Origin of the sequence: Prevotella sp. S7-1-8, from assembly GCF_000758925.1 — a bacterium.
In the GTDB taxonomy this organism is placed as follows: domain Bacteria; phylum Bacteroidota; class Bacteroidia; order Bacteroidales; family Bacteroidaceae; genus Prevotella.
In genome coordinates this window covers 1-23,581 of sequence record NZ_JRNC01000041.1, presented here as the reverse complement: position 1 = coordinate 23,581, position 23,581 = coordinate 1, and the positions used below count along the sequence as shown (strand labels likewise).

General features: G+C 50.5%; 13 protein-coding genes and 1 pseudogene. 6 read left to right on the top strand and 8 right to left on the bottom strand.

All coding sequences use genetic code 11. The annotated features are described in order from the left end of the window. Positions 1-114 precede the first annotated feature (114 nt). Complete coding sequence (locus HMPREF1640_RS07215) at positions 115-1,521, bottom strand: serine/threonine-protein kinase (RefSeq protein WP_036893579.1); 1,407 nt, start codon at positions 1,519-1,521, stop codon at positions 115-117. Between the two features lie 57 nt (positions 1,522-1,578). Between HMPREF1640_RS07215 and HMPREF1640_RS13255 the strand changes: the two genes are divergently transcribed. From HMPREF1640_RS13255 to HMPREF1640_RS07205, 3 genes are all read left to right on the top strand, one after another. After that, entirely contained in the window at positions 1,579-1,785 is a 207-nt protein-coding gene (locus HMPREF1640_RS13255; RefSeq protein ID WP_156098746.1) for a hypothetical protein, read from the top strand. Between the two features lie 508 nt (positions 1,786-2,293). Then, a complete protein-coding gene (locus tag HMPREF1640_RS07210; protein ID WP_197051494.1) occupies positions 2,294-2,608 on the top strand; it encodes a DUF3467 domain-containing protein in 315 nt (104 codons plus the stop codon). Between the two features lie 537 nt (positions 2,609-3,145). Next, positions 3,146-4,714, top strand: a complete 1,569-nt coding sequence (locus HMPREF1640_RS07205; RefSeq protein ID WP_036893577.1) for an arylsulfatase — start codon at positions 3,146-3,148, stop codon at positions 4,712-4,714. 128 nt (positions 4,715-4,842) lie between these two features. Here the strand turns inward: HMPREF1640_RS07205 and HMPREF1640_RS07200 are convergent, their stop codons facing one another. The 4 genes from HMPREF1640_RS07200 to HMPREF1640_RS07185 form a co-directional block, all read right to left on the bottom strand. Further along, positions 4,843-6,189, bottom strand: a complete 1,347-nt coding sequence (locus tag HMPREF1640_RS07200) for a DUF389 domain-containing protein (protein ID WP_036893576.1) — start codon at positions 6,187-6,189, stop codon at positions 4,843-4,845. 319 nt (positions 6,190-6,508) lie between these two features. Beyond that, on the bottom strand, positions 6,509-8,272 hold the full coding sequence (locus tag HMPREF1640_RS07195) for a RagB/SusD family nutrient uptake outer membrane protein (protein WP_036893592.1): 1,764 nt from the start codon (positions 8,270-8,272) through the stop codon (positions 6,509-6,511). Positions 8,273-8,297: 25 nt separating this feature from the next. Next, positions 8,298-11,384, bottom strand: a complete 3,087-nt coding sequence (locus HMPREF1640_RS07190) for a TonB-dependent receptor (RefSeq protein WP_036893575.1) — start codon at positions 11,382-11,384, stop codon at positions 8,298-8,300. A gap of 4 nt (positions 11,385-11,388) precedes the next feature. Further along, on the bottom strand, positions 11,389-13,959 hold the full coding sequence (locus HMPREF1640_RS07185) for a zinc-dependent metalloprotease (RefSeq protein ID WP_036893574.1): 2,571 nt from the start codon (positions 13,957-13,959) through the stop codon (positions 11,389-11,391). Positions 13,960-14,407: 448 nt separating this feature from the next. Here HMPREF1640_RS07185 and priA point away from each other — a divergent pair, with 448 nt between their 5' ends. Both priA and HMPREF1640_RS07160 read left to right on the top strand, forming a co-directional pair. Then, positions 14,408-16,690 (top strand): primosomal protein N', encoded by a 2,283-nt coding sequence (gene priA / locus HMPREF1640_RS07175; protein ID WP_036893571.1) that lies wholly within the window; start codon positions 14,408-14,410, stop codon positions 16,688-16,690. Between the two features lie 770 nt (positions 16,691-17,460). Then, the gene (locus HMPREF1640_RS07160) at positions 17,461-18,078 is read left to right on the top strand and encodes a DUF559 domain-containing protein (RefSeq protein ID WP_036893567.1); all 618 of its coding nucleotides are present in this window, start codon (positions 17,461-17,463) and stop codon (positions 18,076-18,078) included. Between the two features lie 137 nt (positions 18,079-18,215). Here the strand turns inward: HMPREF1640_RS07160 and HMPREF1640_RS07155 are convergent, their stop codons facing one another. Continuing rightward, positions 18,216-20,903, bottom strand: a complete 2,688-nt coding sequence (locus HMPREF1640_RS07155) for a fimbrillin family protein (RefSeq protein ID WP_052051758.1) — start codon at positions 20,901-20,903, stop codon at positions 18,216-18,218. 40 nt (positions 20,904-20,943) lie between these two features. Next, positions 20,944-21,132, bottom strand: a complete 189-nt coding sequence (locus HMPREF1640_RS07150; RefSeq protein ID WP_036893566.1) for a hypothetical protein — start codon at positions 21,130-21,132, stop codon at positions 20,944-20,946. A gap of 1,270 nt (positions 21,133-22,402) precedes the next feature. Here HMPREF1640_RS07150 and HMPREF1640_RS07140 point away from each other — a divergent pair. Next, a pseudogene (locus tag HMPREF1640_RS07140) lies at positions 22,403-23,098 on the top strand (IS982 family transposase); the annotation flags it as partial. A 280-nt stretch (positions 23,099-23,378) separates the two neighbouring features. Here HMPREF1640_RS07140 and HMPREF1640_RS13695 read toward each other — a convergent pair. Continuing rightward, a partial coding sequence (locus tag HMPREF1640_RS13695; protein ID WP_036893563.1) for a hypothetical protein occupies positions 23,379-23,581 on the bottom strand: 203 nt, incomplete at its 5' end.

Genomic DNA, 23,581 nt, shown 5'->3' with positions numbered 1-23,581 from the left:
CCTTTCGCACACATGCGCGCACCCTTTTTAAGGGTGCGCGCTGTTAACAACCATGACAACGATATGCAAGCGTGACTTGTGGGACAACAACAGCTTAACGCGATAGGCTCCCTCTTACCACTTGCCACCCAAAGCGTTTTGCCACTGTGATAAGCAATCGGGGTCTTGGAAAAAAGCTATTCGTCCTTTTTCTGAGTAGGTATCGGCAATGTCGAGAATGCTGTTAAAATTTGGAGCGTTGGCATCAAGGATTTTCAACAAAGCCTTGCGATTACTCTCTCGCATGAGTTTGCGTTCACGTTTCACTACCGTTACACCAAAATTCAATCGCTCTTTGTCTGTCTTTAGTTGATGATAGGCGGTTCTGTCCCACTCAAGGCTTTGCTTCATGATTTCAAACGCACGCTGCTTGGAATCCTCCATAAATCGCGTATATTGCTCATTGGAGAGTTGTTGCCTGCTATTGGGTGTTTGCGACGATTCCACGCGCGACACGCGTGACCGATCACGATTGCTTGCGAGGTCGTCTCGAAAAACAGCTATACCTTTACCATTTGCCTTCGGCATATTCGCGTGAGCTGTCGAGACATTGTCCGCAGCCACCGTCACCGGACGGTTGACGCTGCCCGCCTGTTCGACTTGCAGAGCCGTTGGCGTTATGGCTGACGGCGCATTTGCGACGTGTTGTAGATAGATGAGCAAAACGCCAAAGACGACCGCGGCCAATCCAGCTCCCACCAATCCATATACCACAAAGTGTCTCGAGCTTGTTTGTTCAGGCCAATGGATTTCCGAAAGACGGTCGTAACGTTTTGTACGGTCATACTGTATACAGTTGTTGATGATAGGCAGGTATTTCTTTTGATAACCGAAACACGTGGTTAATTCGTCCAACAACTTTCCAAAAGAATAGACATCCGCCCGGCCATCCAATCCCTCGATACCGTTGGCCTGTTCTGGAGCGATGTAGTTGACAGTTCCTGCCGGACTCTTAAGGATGGCATAATCGTCAGTGTCCGCAAGCCCAAAGTCTATCAACTTCGCGTTCCTGCCATTGGTAGTTACCATGATGTTCTCGGGTTTCAGGTCTCTGTGCACAATTTGATTGTCGTGCAGGTAGTCCAAAGCCTCGCCTATCTGTCTCATCATCCCTGCCAATGATTTCTCGTCCCATCTCTCCGATGCCATAACTTGCCTAAGGTTCTTTCCCCTGACGTATTCTTGGACTATGCAAAGGCCAACGCCATCCACCTCCTCCATCCCTATAGTTTGAGCTATATGCGGATGCGAAAGTTGGTAGGCTATTTCAAACTCTTTACGAAGCATGGACACGATATGAGCGTCTTTTTGACACGCAGGTTTCAGGCCTTTGAGAAGAAACCATTTTCCAAGGCGTTCCGCCCTGTATAAAACAAACAACTTGCCGCCGCTCTCGGCCAAAGGCTTTATATTTGTAAATGACGATGACAAAAACTCTCTATTATCGTATATGAAACCGGAATTAGGGTAAACATCATTCATCTTCAATTTGTTCAGTGGTTAAACAATACCGCCACGGAGTTCCACGAACCTTACGGCATGGACCGCTCGTTGTCTTTATGGCTGTCAATCCGCTTGATGACACGCGGTCTGTGGAGCTTCGCCACCAATGGCACATTTTCGATAAACACGTTGCTTGTGTCAAGCCCTAACGCTCGCGGCATGCTCTGTCTCAAATGGGGTGTTATGGAGCATGGCTCCAAAACGGGACGTTCTTACGAGAAGAAGAAGTTGAGAGCCGTATAAACCCCATTGATGATGACAAAGATAAAGTTGCGTGGAATATGGCGTTTCCTTGGTGAGGGAATTTCCATAAGCAAGTGCAAAGTTATATTATTTTTGTAACAATCATATCACTTGGGTTTACAAATTCGTTTTTCCCTCTTGTCCTGTCATTTAATTCCCATGCCATCCACTTGGTATATATTTTTGTTCCAAGCCGGAGAGCTTCCCTGACATTGTTCCTTGGCATGCGAAGACCTCGACCTCCAGAACGGCCGCGCAAGGGTCACGCACTCCCTTGGCATTAGATTTACGCGACGCTCACGTGAGGCTCATGTTTTTTTAGACACGGCAAGATTTATGCTCATAATTGGAAATAGCCATCATTTGAAGAGCGCATTGAGTTTAGCTAACCATCCACGAAATAAACGAGCACATTGTTTGGAGGGCCAAAATCTTTTACATACCTTTGCAAGGTAACGGAAAGTGCGTTGCTTAAATCATTAGAACACAAACAAAAACTTACAAAATCATGGAAGAAAACAGTAACGAGCAGGTAAAAATAGAATTGAAATCCGAGGCCGCATCGGGCGAATATTCCAACTTGGTAATGATCAACCACTCCTCCAGCGAGTTTATCATAGACTTTGCCCACATGCTGCCCATCGCTCCTCCGCAAATCTTTAGCCGGGTCATCATGGCGCCCGAGCACACCAAACGATTGTTATTCGCCCTGCAAGAGAATGTTGCCCGCTATGAAAAGGAGTTTGGCGAAATTAAGATTCCGCAGGCCCCCATGCCCGCCAATGGTGACACCATCGCTCCCTTTGGAACAGGAAAGGCATAACGTTCCGTTGGGGCAAGACCTGTCGCGGCGAGTGTGCCAGGCCTTCATATTTGTCCTACAGTCTTGCTTACACATGCCCAACAGCCTTTAACGACATATCTTGAGTTGAGAGAAATCTCAACAGGAATTTGAAACCAACAAGATAAAATTTAGGGTTTAATGCCGGCATAAACATTTGTCCTGCATGCCAATGGCGCCGCAGGATGATTTTTATATGAGATATGACACGCACAAGCAATGCCACAGCCACGCCACTTTCACAAGTTATCAATTAGAGCAGTGGCTTGTTTTTGTAACCAACGATGCTTTCCGACGTAAAAACATCTACTATCTGTTGTCATTATAAAATAAAACATATATCTTTGCCACGTCTAACTCCCTAAGCGATTTAGCGTTATCAACAAACATACGCTACAATTGTGGAAAGCATTTTCAGGCCTTTCTCCCATACAGAAGCGTTCGTATCATCCAATGATTTAATCATTGCGATTGTAAATAACTATCTTACATTCAAATCTATAAAATAACCAAAAAAACATGAACACAAAATTGATAGGGACCGCGGCGGTCATACCCGCGATCGTAAACGCCAACGCCGCCGACCAAACCAAAATCAACAAGGCAAACCATACGGACCGACCGAACGTGGTTGTCATATTGGCAGACGATTTGGGATATGGCGACTTGCAGTGCTATGGGGCGCGCAGGGTAAGCACACCCAACGTGGACCGCTTGGCGCAAAGCGGCATACGCTTCACGGACGCGCATGCCATCGCGGCCACCAGCACACCCTCTCGCTACTCCCTCCTTACCGGCGAATATGCTTGGCGACGAGAAGACACCGACATTGCGGCGGGCAACGCCGGCATGATTATACGTCCCGGACAATTCACCATGGCAGACATGTTCAAGAGCAAGGGCTATACCACTTGCGCCATAGGCAAGTGGCATTTGGGACTTGGAGACCAAACAGGCGGCCAAGACTGGAACGCCCCATTGGCACAGTCGCTTGGCGACTTGGGCTTCGATTACCATTACATCATGGCCGCCACGGCCGACCGTGTGCCTTGCGTGTTCATCGAGAATGGACAGGTGGCCAACTACGACCCAAACGAGCCCATCGTGGTGGACTATGAAAAGCCCATCCCCGGCGAGCCTACGGCCGAAAACAATCCCGAACTGCTGTACAACCTCAAATCAAGCCACGGTCACAACATGGCCATCGTGAATGGCATTGGCCGAATAGGCTACATGAAAGGTGGCGGAAAAGCCCTGTGGAAAGACGAGAACATCGCCGACTCCATCACCGACCGCGCCGTGCGCTTCATACGCGAAAACCGAGACCATCCGTTCTTCATGTATTTCGCGACCAATGATGTGCACGTGCCACGTTTCCCCCATGAGAGGTTCAGGGGCAAAAATCCTATGGGGCTGCGTGGCGATGCCATCGCGCAATTCGATTGGTCGGTGGGAAAGATCATGGAGGCCCTGCGCGAGATGGGCTTGTCAGACAACACGCTTGTCATTCTGACCAGTGACAACGGCCCCGTGATAGACGACGGCTACCAAGACTTGGCTGACGAGAAATTAGGGGATCACAAACCTGCGGGACCATTCCGCGGAACAAAATACAGTGCTTTCGAAGGTGGAACGGCCGTTCCATTCATTGTGAGTTGGCCAAGCAAGATTGCGGCGGGGCAACGGTCTAACGCGCTCGTGAGCCAAATAGACTTGCTGGGATCGATGGCTGGCATGCTCAACGCGCGATTGCCCAAAGGCAGCGCTCCCGACAGCGAGAACGCCATTAATGTGATAATGGGTATCGACAAGGTGGGCCGACAGTATGTCATTGAGCAATCGTTAACCCACGTGCTATCGGTGCGAACACCACAATGGAAATACATAGAGCCCAACGACGGCGAGCCGTCCATAGAATGGGCGCCCAAGGTCGAGACCGGAAACTACCCTGCCCCACAGCTCTACAACATGAGAGACGAGCTGTACGAACGCAAAAACGTGGCTGACAAATATCCCGAGCAGGCCGCGCGATTAGCCAACATCCTACAAATTGAGCGCAACAAGTTTAACAGCCTATCCACACGTTGACCATTCAACGCCCGCCACGCCCCTTGGCTTGCACAACAGCCTCATCCCGGGTTGGCGTGGCGTTGGGCGCTATCTCTATAAAAAAAACGGGACAAACAGTTCCGCTTGGACCGTCCGCGCGGGCGCGCTCATTGTCGAGTGACAAACAGCCTGACGCTATCCGCGCGCACCCGGGCCTTGAGCCACTTCCGCAATCGCGCCGTTTCGGCAAAGCCGAGATTTTTTTTACAGCCGGCGACAGCCACTACATAGTGGCGCGCGCTTGCGGAGTCCATGCTGTTTTCTACCGCCAACGACAAGCTGAGCGTACGGATGGAGGGCCACAAAGTGTTGATTTCGCCTTTCAATTCAATGGGCATGTTTTCATAGAATGTGTAACCATCCACCATCCTTTGCAACTCATCCATCTCCGCCGACTGCTCCATCAGTTTTTTGTTGGCAGCGTCGCCGCCGGCAGTCGCCCCATGCAGCTTGCTCATCAGCGCGCTGTCCGAGAGCGAGCCTTGTATGACGTTGAGTTTGTAATGTGACAAATGATATAGCTCCATGCGTTTGGCAGCCACGTCTATGGTCTTTGGGCTGATGTGTCGTCCCACGGCCACAATGTCAAGCGTTTGCCGTTCCTCATCCAAGTCGTGCGAGACAATCTGCGTGCCCTTGCCGTCCAGCTCCGCCTTTACAAACCTTTCCGCGTTGCTCTCCGCCATACTGTGCCTCACGATGCCTATTGTCATATAAGCGGCGGGCACCATCGTGAGCGACACGATGACGACAATATAAATCCTGACTTTTCTCAAGCGTTTGGCATCCACGAATTCCTTGCGTCTAAACCTCAACATGCGAATGCCAAGAAAGGTCGCGGCGCAGATAAATACAGAGTTGATGAAATAAAGATAGAACGCACCGATAAAAAAAGAGAAATTGCCAATGGCAATGCCATAGCCGGCGGTGCAAAGTGGGGGCATCAACGCAGTGGCGATGGCCACGCCCGGAATGACGTTACCTTTGCCCTTGGTGCACAAAGCTATGATGCCAGCCGCGCCGCCGCAAATGGCTATCAACACGTCGTAAAGCGTGGGCGAGGTGCGAGCCAAAAGCTCGGATTGGGCCTCGGTGATAGGACTCAGGCTAAAATAAAGCGTGGCGGAGAGCACGCTGATAGCCGTTGATATGGCAAAATTTTTGAACGATTGCTTCACCAATTCAAAATCGGTGATGCCCACGCTGGCCCCGATGCCGACGATGGGGCCCATCAATGGCGAGATGAGCATGGCGCCGATGATGACAGCCGTAGAGTTGACGTTAAGGCCCAAAGACGCCACCAAGATGGAAAAGATGAGCACCCACAGGTTGGACCCATGGAATATAACGTCATCGCGAATCTGTTTAATGGTATCTTTTTCGCTCTCTTTATCTGGCAAAGCGTTGAAATAACCCTTCACCACCTTCCACAATGTTTCTTTCTTTTCTTCCATAATCGCATTTTGATGCCAAAGATACTATATTTTCCACAATAGCAAGGCAATAAACAGGTAAATATCTTTTTTTCCCTCAAAAGAGCTTTGTTATATGTTTTAGCATGGCTGTAGGGCACATGCTACACCACCTATGGTCAGTGGCCAAGGTCAAAACACTGTCCTGCTCTCCCAGCGACCGCCGCGTCTCACAAGATGATGGCTCCCCAAAGGCCAGGCATGTGGCAGCTAATAAACAAAAGACATCCGCGACACCCCCATGAAAGAGCGTCGCGGAAGCGTAAGATTAGCCCAAGGGCGCGGTTTGTCGCGATAAACGCTATTTAATCTCGTGCCACCCCTCGTTTTGTTCTATCCCGTGGTATCTCACCTCCGACCAAGGTATGGGATAGTAATATTGGTAAGCCCTGAACACCCGTTCGGCCGCTTGGCTCTTCAGGTCACTCACCGTGTAGGTGGTCTCGCCGTCTGCCGTCTTCACGATCTTCACGCCCCTCAAGGGGTTTGTGGAGCCATTCAACTTGTCAAACGCTGTTCCCAATCGAAAGTAATCCCAATATATGGATTCCTCGAAAGCCAGTTCCACGCGACGCTCATGAAGTATCTGCTCGAGCGTTATGGAGGGCAAGGCGTCCATGTGCACCCTGTTTCTAACCTTGTTGACAGCCTCCAAAGCCTTGTCGGCATTGCCCACGCGGTATTGAGCCTCCGCGTAATCGAGCAGCGCCTCCGCGTACCTCCAAATGATGTAGTGCTGCTTGCTGCCATATTTGCTGTCGCCAAAAAGCTCTGTTTTGGGGTCAAGAAACTTGCGCATATAGTATCCCGTGCGTGTCACGGCGGCGTTACGGCTGGTGCCATACTTCGTGAGGTCCGCGCCGGGCGTCTCCTTTCCGTTCTCCATGGTGTAATGTATCTCAAACTCATGCTTGTTGTACGTGGAGCCATCATAAGCGATGTTAGCGTAAAAGCGATAGTCACGGTTGTCGTACGGATGCCGCGCGTCATAGGTTTTGCCATCCCTCATGCCATATTCGTCCACGTGATTTTGCGTGGGAACATAGGCGCAACTTATTCCGGCGAAGAATGGCGAGGCGGCGTCCTCGTCGAGACGGTGCCCGAAATCATCAACAATGCCGTCAGCGCTGTGCTGCACCTCGTATATAGACTCGGGGCTGTTGTGAAGCCGGAAAATGGCGTTGTAGCTCTCGGCTATCTCGCTTTGGGTGTTGCCTTTCACCGGAACCAATGAGTAACGCCCCAAGCTCATCAACTCCTCATAAGCCTTGACGGCGTTTTGCATCATCTCTTTGGAACGGTCAGACGTGAAGCCGTATATGGCTTTTGCCTTGTTCTGAAACGCCGGCGACCCTACCCAGAAGTACGCTTTGGCCTTGAGCATGATGGCCGCGCCCTTTGTCACGCGTCCCACGTTCTCCGGATCGTTTCTCACAGCGAGCAGGCTTGCGGCCTTGTCGGCCTCCGACGCGATGTAATTCACCATCTCCTCGTATGAGGAACGCTTAAATTTTCGATGGTCATTCAGTGGGTCGTACAAGTTTTCGATAAGCATTGGCGCGCCAAAACGGCGAAGCAGTTGGTAGTAATACCATCCCCTGAAGAAGTGGGCCTCGCCCAAAATACGGTTTTTGTGTGGTCCGTCAGCAATTTCGTTTGCGTTGGCCAGCAACCTGTTGATATGCTGTATCATTTCGTAGTATTTGCCCCATTCGTTTGAGCCCACCGAGATGATAGCTTCTTCTTCGCCGGCCACTTCCTCGGCGAAGATAGTGCGGCTCCACTCTGCGCGCGAGTAGGTTATTTGGTCGGTGTACCATCCTGTGTACGGTTTAGACATATAGCGCAAGAACCAACTTGTGGACATCATTGTGCCGAAGCCGTTGCTAAGGTTGTGATACCACACCAAGCTGTACTCGTCCAACAGGTTGGGACTTTTCCAAATGCTCGGCTCGGCAAGTTTATCGACAGGCGCGTCTTTAAACAGGTCGTCGCAACCTGTTGTCGCGAAGGTGAGCGACAAAGAGGCAAGGGCTGTCAATATATATTTACTAATTCTGTTCATGATCATAAGTTTGTGTATTTCTTGTTTAGAAACCGATATTCGCATTGATGCCATAAGTGCGCTGGATGGGGTATCCTCGCATAGACTCGGGGTCCATGTACTTGAGCTTGCTCCATGTATGTAGGTTGCCACCCATCAACGATACGCTGAGCGATGACAGTTTGAGTTTGCTCAAGACAGAGGAGGGCAACGAGTAGCCGACGCTGACAGACTTCAAGCGCACAAAACTGTTGTCTCGCACCCAGAACGACGATTTCTTGCGGTTGTTGTCCCTTGCCGTTGCCAACTTGACGCGTGGGAACGACGCATCGCGGTTCTCGGGAGTCCAGCAATCCGTGAGGTGGTAATCCTGGAACTTCGGCAAGCTGTTGTTTTCCAACGAGTACATCTCGCTTACATATTGCTTGAAGCCGGCCACCCCTTGGAACATGACGCTTACGAAAAACCCTTTGTAGCTCGCGCCCAAACGCAAACTTCCGGTGAAATCGGGAAATTGAGAGTCCCGGAAAGGTTTCAAGTCTTTTTCATCCAACACGCCATCGCCGTTCTGGTCCTTGTATTTGATGTCGCCGGGCTTAATGGTTTTGTTTTTGCCTTTGTACGATCCGTCTTGGTTTAGTTTCCAATTGTCTATCTCTTCTTGGGTTTGGAACAGGCCTAACGATTCGTACATCCATGTGGTTCCGGTGCTTTGGCCCTTTCTACGCATGTTCTCCAACTGGTTTGACTCGTCTCCCCAGTCCATCACCTTGTCGCGTCCTAATGACAACGTGAGCGCGGCGTCATACCTGAACTTGTTGACGCTGTTCCTGTGCGTGAGCGTCAGGTCCCATCCCCAAGCCTTCAGCTTGCCAAAATTCATCAACGGCACGCTACCGTTGGTGCCGGTGGATGCGGGATACAGATAGTCGGGAGCGGGTGTCAACATATCCGTGCGGTAACGAACGTAATATTCGTAAGTGAGACCAAACCTGTTATCCCAAAACCCAAGGTCCACGCCCACGTTGTAATCGCGGCTTTTTTCCCATGACAGCCGCGTGTTGGGATAGTGCCCTGTGGCCACGATGACCGCAGGTTTGAACACGCCACCGACGTTGTAGCCATAAGCGGGCGAATAGATATATTTGAGCAAGTATGAGTAATCTTGCACGCTCCCATCACGCCCCAGCAATCCGGTGGACAAGCGAAACTTGACATTGCTCAACACTTTCTGCTTCCAATTCTTGAAAAATTCTTCGTTGGAGAGAATCCATGAAGCCGAGACAGTGGGGAAAAACGCCCAACGATGGTCCGGGTGGAATTTCGCGGAGCCATCCATGCGGAAGCTGAACTCCGCGAAATAACGGTTCGAGAAACCGTAGGTGGCGCGTCCAATCAACGACGCGCGCTGCACCTCGCTGTCTGCCCCATGCAATGTTCCCGTATTGGTCGAGCCGAGAACCTCCGGGTACAAGCCCGGCAAATCGTTGTTGGTTCCATCCATAGACTTGCGCTTATAAGATTGGTAGTTGGCCACTAACAATCCCGTGACATGGTGTCTGCCACCAAACGTGCGGTCGTAATTGGCCCCAAACTCTATCAAGGCGTTGTCAACAAACTGGGTACCCTGATATACACGTATCTTGGCTTTAGGATAAATGGTGGTCTTGTCCACCGTTGTCTCCTTGGTTTTTTCGTTGTACAAATACAGCGTCACGGGGTTGTCGTAGTTCTTGTTCAACGAGCTGTTGTTGTCAACGGTCACCCTGCCGTAGACAGACAGGCCTTTAACCCAAGGCAATTCCCACTTCAGGTTGGCCGTGACGGTGTTCATCTTGGTCGCCATTTGCTTATAGCCTCCCAGCCCGCGCACCGATATCAATGGGTTGGTATGGCCTATACTCGCCAAGTCGCCATTGTCGTAGACAAACGTTTGGGTCGGGGCGTAGCTGTACGCCGCGTCGATGGTGGTGTAGCTGGTGTTCTTGTACTCTGACCTGACGCCGCTCATGTCGAGAGAGAGGGTCAATCCTTTGGCCAACGTGGCGTCGAGCTTGGCGGCATAGTTGAAACGGTCGCGCCCAACGCCGCTGTACAGTCCCACCGTGTTGGTGTAGGCACCGGAAATGTAATACCTCACAAACTTGTTGCCGCCGGAGATGGAGACGGCGTGCGTCGTGGACGTGCCATGCGATTTCAGGTAGTCGAGCAAGTTGGTGTCGGCGTACTTGTTGGGCATGGATTGTGTCCTGATCAGCTCCAATTCCTCCTCCGTGTATGGCTGGGCGTTTCTCGCGCCCTCCACCGCCTTGTTGTATAGCTTGGCGAACTCGTAGCTCTTCAGGAAGTGAGGAAACTGCGTGGCCTCTTGGATATTGAACTGCCCACGATAGTTCACGCGCACCTTGGAGTCGCCGGTGGCGCGCTTTGTCTTGACGAGTATTACGCCATTGGCGGCGCGCACGCCATAGACGGCGGCCGCTGCGGCGTCCTTGAGGATGGAGATACTCTCTATGTCGTCAGGGTTGAGGTCTGAAAGGCGTTGCTCGCCATCCGTGGTGTTCTCCGAGAAGCGCGGTATGCCGTCTATGACCAGCAATGGCGAGCTTACCGCTCCCGACATGGCGCGAATGCGTATGGAAGCCTCCCGGGCCGCTCCCGGGTCGCCGGAGAGCGACATCACTTGCAAGCCGGCCACCTGGCCGTTCAGGGCTTGGTCAAGGTTGGGGGTGGGCATGCGCAAGAGGTCCTCTCCCTTCACCGTCTCGATGGAGCTGGTCAGGGCCGACTTTTTCTGCGTTCCATAGCCCACCACGACAAGCTCGTCCAAGTTTTGGGCGTCTTCTTTCATCTTGATCTTCATGAGCTTGCCAAGAATGGCCCGCGCTATCGCCTCTTTGTAACCCAAATAAGACACGACGATGCTGTTCTTGCCCTTGGGCATCACTATCCTGAAGTTGCCGTCCTTGTCGGTGATCACGCCGGTTTTCTCTCCCTGCGCCCTCACCGTCGCCCCTATGATGGGCTCGCCCGATGAGTCCACGACTTTTCCGGACACGGTTATGTCCTGTGCCAACGCGGGCATGGAGCGCAAAACCGCCAACAGCAACGCTAAAAGAAAGGATTTTCTCATAACCTTAGTTTTTTAACAGTTTCTCTATTTGCATTATTTGGTATTCGTAATAATTGCGCGTCTTCGCGTCTCCCGTCGCCCTTTTCCGCTTGTAGAGCGCCACCACTTTTTTCAGCTGGTTGAGCATGAGCGGCTCCAGCAGGTTGGCCGACAAGGCTGGCAGGCCGTAGTTGATGCGCATGAAAGAGTGTTCCGGTCCCATGTGGCTGCATGGCAGGCCAGGCAGGCAAGCGTCAGGGTCCAAATCGTCTTGGAGCAATGACAGCCCTCTCTTTTTGGAAGCGTCGCCGCCCAATCCCGCGCTCTTCTTGAAGAGCGATATGATGGAAGCCTGCAAATTGATGTCCGACTCGCTCAGCGCCCTGCCCTTCAATGTGTTTTGGAATATCTCATTGAAAGCGTCGTTCATATATTGACCAAGGCTGTAGTTCTTGGCCGGGTTTACCTTGTAGCCCTCGTTAACCCTGAACAATGTGGTCGCGCCATAGATGCCGCCGGCCAACGATTTTTGCAATCTCATGTTCACGGTGGAGGGCAAGTCCAATTTGGCCAACAGCGATTGCGGCGACAACCACGAGTTGTACGTGAGCGCTTGGTTCACCAACCACTTCATGGCCTTGCGCTGTGTAGCCTTGTCAACGTAGGTCTTGGCGCCTTTTTGGTTGTCGCCTTGCCTGATCTCGTGGTAACAAACGCCACCGAGATATGGTATGACATGATGCAGGTGCCTTGAGTATTGTGCCACCACCTCCTTGTACATGTCGGTCATGTCGTCATAGCTCTTTCCTTTCTCAAAGGTCCATTTCTCAAGGTTTCTCACGATAATCTTCAAGTTGCTGATGGCGTAATTGCCAGCCTTGATATGGTCATTGCCCAAGTCTTCCGACTGTGCGGTGGGGTCCACGGTGCCCATGAACTGCTGGGCGCCAAACTCAAACATGGGGTTTCCCTTCTTGGCGTCTATCCAAGCGTCCAGCGTTTTTTTCTCCGCCTCCGGCGTGTCGGCGTCTTTTATCAACCGGTATCCCCAGTTGATGGCATAGATATCCGCCACGCCCAGCACGGGCGGGGTGAGCTTCACGCCGCGCTCCAAGTCGCCGGGCTGCGCCACGAAGTTGTTGCGCGCATAGTCCATGATACTTGGCGTGGTGCCGTATTTTCGCGTGAACGAGGGGCTGCGCAACGAGTCCACTGGAAACGCGTAGCTCGCGCCCATGTTGTGCATCAGCCCAAGGGTGTGCCCCACTTCGTGGGCGGCTACGTAACGCATGCTCTCTCGCATGAGGTCGTCGTCGAAAACAGCCTTGTGCGTGCGCGCGTCGACGGCGGCGGTCTGCACAAATCGCCAGTTGTGCAACAACGACACCACGTTGTGGTACCATATCACGTCGGCCGTCAATATCTCTCCCGTGCGCGGGTCCACATAGCTCGGGCCCATGGCGTTGGCAATGTCGGTAACGGCGTATTTCACGCAATTGTAACGCATGTCGTCGGGGTCGAAGTTCGGGTCGTCCTTGGGATAGTCCAAAGCCTTTATCACGTTCTTGAAACCGGCGGCCTCGAAAGCCTTGTTCCAATCCTCGATGCCTTGCCTGACGGTGGCGCGCCATTTTTCGGGAAAGGCCGTGTCCACGTAGTAAACGATCTGGTGCTTGGGCTCGACAAGCTCCCCTCTATAATATTTTTCCCATTCACCATCCTTGGGTTCCACCCGCCACCGGTTAATATAGGTCTTTGTCTCTATGTTGTCCTTGTTTGAGGAGTAGACGTTTTTCTCCGTCTCGAAGAAACCCACGCGTTTGTCTTTCAGGCGCATGCGCATGGGTTTGTCGGGGGCCATGAACAGCGAGCGGTGCATCTCCACGGTGTAGGGCATGTCCTTTTCCGTCAGGTTGTAAGACAGCGCGCTCTTTATCTCCACGTTTTTGGGAAACGCTTTCACCTCGGTGATACCCGATGCGTCGGCGACGAAAGTTCCTTTCAGCGATTTTTTCCCACCGAGAAGTATGGACAGGGGGTTGTCTTTCTTGATCGGGCTGATACACCTTTCGTTGCCGCCAAAAAAGCTCGTCACGTCTATGAGCACGTTGCCACCCTTGCGCCCGGCTATCTTGAACGCCTTGAGCACGGGGTCGGCGAAGTTGGAACGAAACGCCGCGGCTATCGGGTCGTTCTTGGCCACCACGTTGTCATTCTGAACCAAGTGCATGTACACGCGCGCGCTGTCCTTGCTGAAACGCAGCAACATGGGGTACGTGACCATCTGTCCGGCCACGTAGTCGCTGGTGTTGCTGGTTTTGGAGATGCGGTTGGACAGTATGTAGAGATGCGAGAAAACAGAGTCCGGCATCTCAAAATACAACTTCCCATCCTTTTTCTGATAGGTGTTGAACATGCCTTTGCACACCTTGGCGTCCTTGACGGCTTTGTTATAAGCCTCAATTCCGCCCGTTTCCTTCGCCTTGTCGGCCAAAGCCTTGAGCGCGTCTGTCTTCTTCTTGTCTTTTTTCTTGGCAAGCGTAGGATTGGGAAACAGCATTCCCATCAAAAAAAGAATAATCCAAAAATTCCTCATAGTTGCGTTTTATAATGTGAATATTGTTTACAATGCTTAAAAATCGCCACCCCCCGTCAACGCATTCCGCGCGCCATCAGCATACGCCCATCATATGGCGCATGTCTCATGGGCATGGCGATTTCTCTCCTATAATTTTGCAAATGTATACATTTTTATCCTAATCTTTATGATTTCTTCAAAAATTTTGACTAAAACTACCATTTTAACATATCGGGTTGTCGTTTCCGCGCCAAACGAATTGTCCGGCCGAAAAAATATCCTCGCCGCTCGCGCGAAAACCGCACCTCCCGGTGTCCGCCAACGTTCGCGGCGCGGCGCCGGCTCGCCACCCCTGAATAGCGGCGGCAACCACCTGAAAACGGATGGCCGACGGTGCGGCGCGCCTAATTTGTCAACTTTTGCTTTGCCATGTTGTTTCTTTTTGTTTACTTTGCAAGCCATTGGGATGAAATATATTGACGTAATATTGCCATTGCCGCTCGACACCACTTTTACCTACGGCGTAACCGACGATCAGGCCGCGAGCCTGGCAGCCGGCACACGCGTGTTGGTGCCATTTGGCCAAAGCAAGACCTACACGGGCATTTGCGTTGGTTGCGCACGCGATACCATCAAGGGGCTGGACGCCGACAAGGTCAAGCCCATCATCAGCGTCGTGGACGCCGCGCCAACACTGCTGCCAACGCAGTTGCGCCTATGGCAGTGGATGGCCGATTACTACATGTCGCCTTTGGGCGACATATACAAGGCCGCCATGCCCGCCGGCATGAAACGCGAGGAGGGCTATCGAGCCAAGACAGAGGTGTGCGTGGGGCTGTCGGAGCCGCTGCGCGAGGAGCGGGCGTTGCGCGAGGCGTTAGGCACGCTGGCACGAGCGCCGAAACAGCAGCGCGCATTGGCTTGCTTCTTGAGTCTAACGCGCTGGGACAGCCTTCGTGGAGACAGGCCCCAAGAGACCATCGTGGAGATAACGAGAGAGGAACTTGCCAACGAGAGCCAAGCCACGGCGGCAGTCATCAACGCGCTCCGCGATCGCAAAATACTCTATACCTACGACCGCGAGGTGGGCCGGCTCAACCACGGCGGAGACTATCACCCCGAAAGGATACAGCCGCTGAGCCAGCCCCAGCGAGACGCTTACGACCAATTGCTGGCACAGTTCACGCAAAAAAACGTGGTGCTGCTTCATGGCGTGACATCCAGTGGCAAAACCGAGCTGTACATACATCTCATACAAAAAACGCTGGACGAACACCGGCAAACGCTCTACTTGCTGCCGGAAATCGCGCTGACGGTGCAAATCACGAGCAGGCTGCAGCGCGTTTTTGGCAACCGGCTTGGCATCTATCACAGCAAATACAGCGACGAGGAAAGGGTGGAAATATGGCGCAAACAGCTATCGGAGCATCCTTACGACATCATACTCGGCGCGCGGTCGGCCGTGTTCCTGCCATTTCAAAAGCTCGGATTGGTCATCGTGGACGAGGAGCACGAGAGCAGTTTCAAACAGCAGGAGCCGTCGCCGCGCTATCACGCGCGCAGCGCGGCCATCGTGTTGGCCGGGATGTTTGGGGCCAAAACGGTGCTGGGCACCGCCACGCCGTCCATGGAGAGCTACCACAACACGCGGACGGGCAAATACGGATTGGTGGAATTGAAGACACGCTACCAAGGCATCGAGCTGCCCGAGATACGCATTGTGGACGTGAAAGACCTGCGCCGGCGCAAGATGATGTCGGGGCCTTTCAGCCCCACGCTGCTCGCGGCCATGCGCGACGCCTTGGCCAATGGCAAGCAAGTCATCTTGTTCCAAAACCGGCGCGGCTTCGCGCCCATGATAGAGTGCAGGGTGTGCGGATGGGTCCCGAGATGCAAAAACTGCGACGTGTCGCTCACATACCACAAACGGCTCAACCTGCTGACGTGCCACTATTGCGGCTTTACATGCCAAGTGCCATCGGTTTGCCCCAATTGCGGCAACCCCAACATCAGCGGCAGGGGCTACGGAACGGAGAAGATAGAGACACTACTGGCCGACATTTTTCCCGAGGCCAAGGTGGCGAGGATGGACCTCGACACCACAAAGACGCGCCGGGCCTACGAGCGATTGATAGGCAATTTCAGCCTTGGCAAAACGGACATACTCGTAGGAACGCAGATGGTAAGCAAGGGGCTGGACTTTGAGAACGTGTCCGTGGTGGGCATTCTCGACGCCGACTCCATGCTCAACTATCCCGACTTCAGGGCATACGAGCACGCTTTCATGATGATGTGCCAAGTGGCGGGCCGAGCCGGACGAAAGGGCGAGCGCGGACTTGTGATACTGCAAACGCGCGACCCAAAGCTGCCGGTGGTGAGACAAGCGGCGCGCAATGACTTCGAGAGCTTCTACAACGACCTCTTGCAAGAACGAGAGATGTTCCAGTACCCACCATTCCACCATTTAATCTACGTGTTCTTAAAACACAAGCAGGAGCCCATAGCCGAGGCGGCGGCGCAAGAGATGGGAGCGCGCTTGCGCCATATCTTCGGCGACAGGGTGCTCGGTCCTGACAAACCGGCCGTGGCAAGAGTCAAGACCATGAACATTCGCAAGATTGTCATCAAGCTGGAGAACGGAGCGAACCTGCGACAGGCGCGAGCGAGCCTGCGACAGCTGCGAGACCAGATGTTACGACAGCCCTATTGCAAGGCGCTGCAAATATATTATGACGTGGACCCATTGTAGCCCACAAAAACGTTGAATAAAATTGACAAAAGCATGCGCGACAATGGCGTATTTGCCCGCAGGGTATAGCTTGGCCTCAAATACGCCCAAAATGGGGCATGTTCATAAAACGCTATCCACCAGCGAGAAACAATCATCAATGCCAATTTCGGCCACCAATGCCATTTCGCGCCGACCGCCATTAAGTACCAATGGCGACACAAAAAGGCACCAATGGCAACGCGTTTAGGCTTTAGAGGGATGGCGATGGGAGCTTAAACGGCGCACCATCGCGCGTCAAACGCGATGGCGTCATGCCGCGAGGGTATGGCGCGCGCCTTCCATGGGCTGCCGGAAGGCGTCGCGCGTGCGCCACGCGCCCTTTTCAGGCCGCTAAAACACGCGGTGGAGAAGTGCTTGTTTTTTTTGACTTTTATTTGACTTAAGCTCGGCAATTCACGGTTTCCACAATGGCTCTTTTTCCGGGCAAAGCAAAGCTTTTGTCCGCGCCGTTAGCCCGGCAAATCACGATGACACTTTCTTTTCCAACAGGTTTTGACACATATCATGCCTCCGTTGCGTCAAAAAACTTACAGAAACCATCTGCCATACAAAATATTTTTGTAACTTTATCCTTGGCAATCATGGTGTTTCGCATTTGTAGTGATTTGTATATCAATACCTTAATGTCACGACAAATTTCGCTAATCACCAAATTTACAGACTCTTATAATTCTTCGAACTCACGTTGATTAATAGCTTTTTAAGCTAAACTGTGAAAGATAATTAATATGGATGTAAAAAAACAAAAGTGGGGTTTCCTTAGGGAAACCAAGTACATGGCAGAGAAGGCTGGATTAGACAAAGATACGGGTCTGCATAGAACTGGAATGGAAGACTATCTCAAAGTGATTTTTCCTGAAATTCCTGCTGAGGAATGGATTCATGATCAGTCTATTAAAGCATCTGGCCGCAGAAGTAGACCAGATTACAGATGTGAAACTCTAAAACTTATTATTGAGTTTGATGGTGTTCAGCATTATCAGAAGCCAGATAGAATAAGGAGTGATAATGAAAACCAAAGATTTTATGAAGAACTTGGCTATAAAGTTGTAAGGATTCCTTATTTTATCCAATTAAGTAATAATGTCGTTAAGTCAATGTTTGATAGAAATATTGATGAGCCTCTGTTTGATGAGTCAATTCCTTCATTAGGTATCAAAGGTAAAAACACACCCGCCTATTGTTGTCCTTTGGGTATTAAAAGAATGGCAAGAGAATTTATTTATTATCCTGAACAATATATTACAAATCTAAAAGCGTTGAAAAATGAAAATGATGATTTTCTAACAGGAGTATCAATACTTGAAGAAGAATACATCAAAGCTGGCTATGGGAAAACTAAATGAAATTGTAATTAGGGAATTAGCAGAAATTCCCTAATTACGCTTGGAAAATGCCAAGACGTCGCAGACCACGCCCTTGCCATAAAAAATGCTAGCGAAGCAAAGACCGCTCCGCCAGCATATACATATAGAGGCAAAGGTCACTCTGCCACAGGATGAATGGCACAGGTCAAGCCGACGAGATCGTCCCCTCTCATGGAAATATTTCTCTGCCCTCTATAGAAACTGAAAGAAAAACTGTGACCATGACCATAGTAACGTGGGGCATACCAATAATACCCTACGATCCCCACACTCTCTAAAACTCCGTTATCCCTCCAAAGGTATCCCGACGCGGGGAAGTAAACAGTGTTTTTCTTGGTGGCGTCAGTATAGAAATGCCATCCATTGTCTATAACACGCGTAGAGTTGATTTCTGCAATTTCCGACGTAGACTTACCCGTTGTTGTAAAGCCCGAGTAGGCACCGACAGGCGGCATCTTATATCCTACGGGAGATGGGTCATATATAGTCTTGTCAATATCGATCGCCCATGTGTCTATGTTGTTGTCGTTGCCGCGCTTATGATTTGACGACCAAAGGTTGTCCCAACCTTTTTCACACCATTTTCCATTTGACGAATACATGACACCTGGATTCTGGATGGAGACGCCTATGGAGACATTTCTTTGAGCAAAGCCAAAGTTTCCCTCTTGCACCTTGCTCGTGCCAGGCAAGGCATCCTTGCGCCCCGATTGATACTGCGTGGTGAAGACATACGGAGCGAAAGCACCCTCTTGCGTAATGGTAATGATGGCCGACAGGTTGTCTTTGGGCGATCCCTTTCCATCCACCTGCTGCACCTTGAATTTCACCTCACGCTCATCGCCATACGTCGTCTCGTATTGTATGTATTTCGTTCCCACAGGCTCGCTCATCAAGCTGTAAGTCTTTCCTTCGTGGTTGACACACGGAATTGGCTTGAGCGCATCGGCCTTAGTGAACCAAAGGTGCCACGACCATATGATGACACCTCGCTGGTTTTTGACCGCCACCACGGCGTTGCCGTTACGCAGGCTCTCCTTGTCTACACGGAAAGTCAGGAAATCGGAACTTGCGTTGGCACCTCTCGCCAACCGGAGATCTGACACCAAACCCTTGGCATCAGCCCATACCAGCTGCGCGCTGACAGCCGCCTCGTCGTTCTTGTTTTGCTCGTTGATATAAGGCGAGACGATCGGCTTGTCGGCATGATCCAGAAAAACTTTCAGGTAATCGAATACGTCATATTTCGAGGTGTATGCGCTCTTATTCTCTTTAGTTCCGCTGATGGCGTTGCCATAGACCAGTGGAATGCGATAATAGCCAGGAGCCGAAACCACATAGCAGTTGGCCGTGTTCTCCACAAGGTCGCCGCCATCCGTTTGGTTGGCCAGGTTGTATGGTTTGTCCAAGCTACCCTTGGGCTGGTTGGCCCGCATAGTTTTTTCCATACCTGTCAAAACTGGCTTAGCGTCAAATCTCAGACCAGCCACACAATTCTCTGCGTCGGTTCCGCCTACACCCTCGTCCTTGATTTTTGTGATCCAATCGGGCTTTGTCTCGTCAAACTTGTTGTCACCGTTGGTGTCCCATCCCACAATACGCCACGCAACAGGTTTCTGCTTGTTTCCTATTTGCCTATACGACGTGATGGTGTAGCCCGACGTTTCCATATCGTTGTATTCGGCGAACTGGTCAGTCTCTTTCACGGTGAACACGTATTCCCAAGGTTTGTTTGAACCTTGCAGAGCATACTCGCGAGTCGTACCAGCCACCCATGGCTTTTTGCCATTGAACTTGGCAAATGGAGTAGTCTTGCCGTCGCAATATATCTTAATGGTAATGTTCTGGGTTTCTTGCGGTATCATAAAGAACGTGTAGTTGTCACCGTTGCCCGTAAGCAGATGGTTGATGTCTTGCTTTGTGTCTATGCTTATGTCGCCGAGCACGCATGTCCTGGGTTCGGACAGATTGCTCCACGTACCGTTCTCGCCGCTCGTGGTGGGCAGAGTGTAGCGACCCTTACACAGCGCGCCCTCAATCTCTATCTTAGTGATGGTATGCTTGCTCAGCTGGTTAGGGCCAACCTTGAAGCGTATGGCGGCCAGAGCATGCCTGAAGGTAAGCGGCGTGAGCGGAGCAGTCCCTGGCACATCATAGTGCACCGCGTCCGAGCAGGCCGCAAGCAAGTCTTGCTGCTTGGCCGCATCGGCATCCACCTCAAAGTCTACGTATGGCGCATCGGTATTTTTCATAACAACGGTGCGTGGTGACACCGCAAAGAATTTGGCCCATGGCCTGTCTTTGCTCCACCGTGGAGCATCCGTCATCTCGCCATTTTTTCGAGTTTCCTTATTTTCAAACCAAAGCTCGTTGATACCACTTTGATTCAATCCCTTCAGTCCCGTAACATTGAAGTTAGGCAGGGTAGCCGTTGTGACTACGGTGCCACGAGTAAGCCCAATCTCGCCACCGGATATAGGGTTCACGCCAGCTATTGTTGTACTTACGACGCACAGACCAGGCACTTTGCTATCCCGCACGTCCAACCGCTCCATCGCAAGATTCGCAGGGACAAGCCTAAGAGCTGCCAGCCGCTTGTCCAACGCACTTGCCGACGACATATCGTGGCTTTTCGATATGCCGTCATCTACTACATACTGTGCGTCACTAACCTGAAACCTGAGCGTGGCTTCCTGATTGACATTACTATTATTGCTCGTTTCATCAACATCGGCGCAAGATATGAAAGTCTGCGCTATGGCAGCCATGAGCACAAGGGCCATGACTCTGTTTGTTATTTTCATTTTGTCAAGTTATTAATTGTTTTTTTGGGATGGCCGTGTCTCATTCGTTATCCTCGTCAAACTGTATGTCTTCAGAGTCGCCTTGCTGAAATTCGTCCACTTGGTTTTCGGGCTTTACATACGGGTCGTTTGGACTCGCAGCCAAGATACTCGTTTCTCGACAAAGCGAAATCACATAAATCCTGGGGGCGATATACTTCACCCGATTGTTTTGGCTGTTCTTTTTCATATAAATTAAGTTTGGTTACTCATTCTTTATACCTTCATATCGTCTTCAGCCAGAACATGCGCCTGAACGAATCCCAGCACGGCACGCTAAAATATGTGACACGGCATCACAGTGTGCCAAATGACAATTTATACAAATTTACATATACTTTTCTCCCCCCCCCCATATTTTAACATCTTTAAAATATGTTTATACTATGTTTACATATATGGATAACCATTCAACAATCGACAACATTGGGGGGCAACGATTACGGAATGCCCTTGGGATTGCAACATATGTACCCGCGCCACTTACCGGAAACACACAAGCGACAACTCCATTAAAACGGTGAGGAGCATTATATTTTACAGTAGATTAGACCTCAAGCCAATGAGATCACGGTCACTCAACCAATATACGGAAACACGCGGAGAGGCCGCCAAAGGCCGTCCATAAAATTAGGCGGCGTTTTCGAGGGGCTGCCCTTGGAAACACCGTTGTCGCACATGGCGACACAAAGAAAGCCCAAATGGAAATCAGACAGAGCGTCATGGCGTCAAACGCGATGGCGTCATGCCGCGAAAGTTTGAGTTTGACGCGCGCCTTCCATGGGCGACCGGAAGGCGTTGCGCATGCGCCACGCACCCTTTTCAGGCCGCCAAAACACGCGGTGGAGAAGTGCTTGTTTTTTTGACTTTTATTTGACTTATATTTGGCTTTTGTTTGAATTTCATTTGGCTTTTGTTTGAATTTGATTTGAATTATATTTGGCTTATATATGAATTTCATTTGAATTTGATTTGAATTTCATTTGGCTTTCATTTGAATTTGATTTGAATTATATTTGAATTTGATTTGAATTAAGCTTGGCATTCACGGTTTCCACAATGGCTGACATCCGTGACCATGACATTGTACCTGTAGGGACGTACGGCCCGTGCGTCCGTCGGCATGAGATCCGTACAGACCGCATCAATTTCGGACGCACGAGCCGTGCGTCCCTACACAAATGAAAAATGAAACCACCTGACATAAAGACCACCCGCGTGGCACTGCCACTGATTTACGCTTATGTCACCCCGGGAGTCTGTGAAAATAAAGGTTGAGTAAAAAAATTACAGAAACCATCCGCCATACAAAATATTTCTGTAACTTTGTCCTTGGAGATCATGGTGTTTCGCATTTGTAGTGATTTGTATATCAACACCTTAATGTCACGACAAATTTCGCCAATCGTCAAGTTTACAGACTCTTATAATTCGTCGAACTCACGTTATTTTATGTCAGAGAGTACATGAGGGATTTGTTTCCCGAGCAACTCTCCTATAACCGTTTCATAGAACTGGAATCAAGAGTTGCCGTTGAGATGATGCTGTTTCTGCAAGTGTGCTGTCTGGGACGTTGTACCGGAATAAGTTTCATAGACAGCACGTCCATACCTGTGTGCCACAACAAGCGCATCCGTCGCAACAGGGTGTTCAAGGAATACGCATCAATAGGGAAAAGCACGATGGGATGGTATTTCGGCTTCAAGCTGCACTTGACTTGCAACGAGCGTGGAGAGTTGGTCAACTTTATGTTCACCAAGGCGAATGTGGATGATAGGGACGAAAGAGTGTTTAACAGGCTCAGTTACAACCTCTTCGGTAAATTGTTTGCTGATAAGGGGTATATATCCCAAGGGCTTTTCGAAAGATTATACAATGACGGCATTAACCTTGTCACGGGGCTGAGGAGCAACATGAAGAACAAGCTAATACCCCTGTATGACAAAATATTACTCAGAAAGAGATCGGTCATAGAAACCATCAATGATGAACTGAAAAACGTGGCACAGCTGGTACATTCCAGACATAGGAGCGTTTTTAATTTTGCCATAAATGCACTGTCGGCACTTGCAGCCTACTGTTTCTTTGAGAAGAAGCCGGCTATCAATGTAGATTTCTGTATAGACCGACAAGGACAGCAGCTTACACTGTTCTAAACCAGTCATATCAGAGCTCGATGGAAGTTTATTGATAACCTCTGTCTCAAGATAGAGGAGATAAATTTATGCTCTTGTGGGAGCTATCGAGAACGGGACATTTTTATCCCGAACTCAGCTTATAAGCAAGGGCTTTAGCCCAATGAAGAAATTCAAGCTATGCACAACGACAATGGGGATAAATCCCCTTGACGGGAGGGTTGCATCTCCTCTTCATCCGTCAGCAAAAGCAGACGGCAATTAATTGTAAGAAGATGGTTATTTTTGATTTTGTTTACATTTAGCTTATGAGCTTGTAAAATGCAATTGTTAAAGCAGTTGGAAGCAAAACAGAGACTAGCGTTTTCCACATAGATTTTCCTTTAAAGAAAAAATAGAAGATAATGATCATATAAAGGGCAATCCAGCAGCAAGTATTAATATAGCTCATATCTCTTTGTTCAAGGCCAAATAAAAATTTCATATTATTAATTATTGGTGTAC

Excerpts from the sequence above, each read along its gene's own strand:
- HMPREF1640_RS07215 (WP_036893579.1), bottom strand. The coding sequence starts at position 1,521 with ATGAATGATGTTTACCCTAATTCCGGTTTCATATACGATAATAGAGAG.
- HMPREF1640_RS13255 (WP_156098746.1), top strand. The coding sequence starts at position 1,579 with ATGGACCGCTCGTTGTCTTTATGGCTGTCAATCCGCTTGATGACACGC.
- HMPREF1640_RS07210 (WP_197051494.1), top strand. The coding sequence starts at position 2,294 with ATGGAAGAAAACAGTAACGAGCAGGTAAAAATAGAATTGAAATCCGAG.
- HMPREF1640_RS07205 (WP_036893577.1), top strand. The coding sequence starts at position 3,146 with ATGAACACAAAATTGATAGGGACCGCGGCGGTCATACCCGCGATCGTA.
- HMPREF1640_RS07200 (WP_036893576.1), bottom strand. The coding sequence starts at position 6,189 with ATGGAAGAAAAGAAAGAAACATTGTGGAAGGTGGTGAAGGGTTATTTC.
- HMPREF1640_RS07195 (WP_036893592.1), bottom strand. The coding sequence starts at position 8,272 with ATGAACAGAATTAGTAAATATATATTGACAGCCCTTGCCTCTTTGTCG.
- HMPREF1640_RS07190 (WP_036893575.1), bottom strand. The coding sequence starts at position 11,384 with ATGAGAAAATCCTTTCTTTTAGCGTTGCTGTTGGCGGTTTTGCGCTCC.
- HMPREF1640_RS07185 (WP_036893574.1), bottom strand. The coding sequence starts at position 13,959 with ATGAGGAATTTTTGGATTATTCTTTTTTTGATGGGAATGCTGTTTCCC.
- priA (WP_036893571.1), top strand. The coding sequence starts at position 14,408 with ATGAAATATATTGACGTAATATTGCCATTGCCGCTCGACACCACTTTT.
- HMPREF1640_RS07160 (WP_036893567.1), top strand. The coding sequence starts at position 17,461 with ATGGATGTAAAAAAACAAAAGTGGGGTTTCCTTAGGGAAACCAAGTAC.
- HMPREF1640_RS07155 (WP_052051758.1), bottom strand. The coding sequence starts at position 20,903 with ATGAAAATAACAAACAGAGTCATGGCCCTTGTGCTCATGGCTGCCATA.
- HMPREF1640_RS07150 (WP_036893566.1), bottom strand. The coding sequence starts at position 21,132 with ATGAAAAAGAACAGCCAAAACAATCGGGTGAAGTATATCGCCCCCAGG.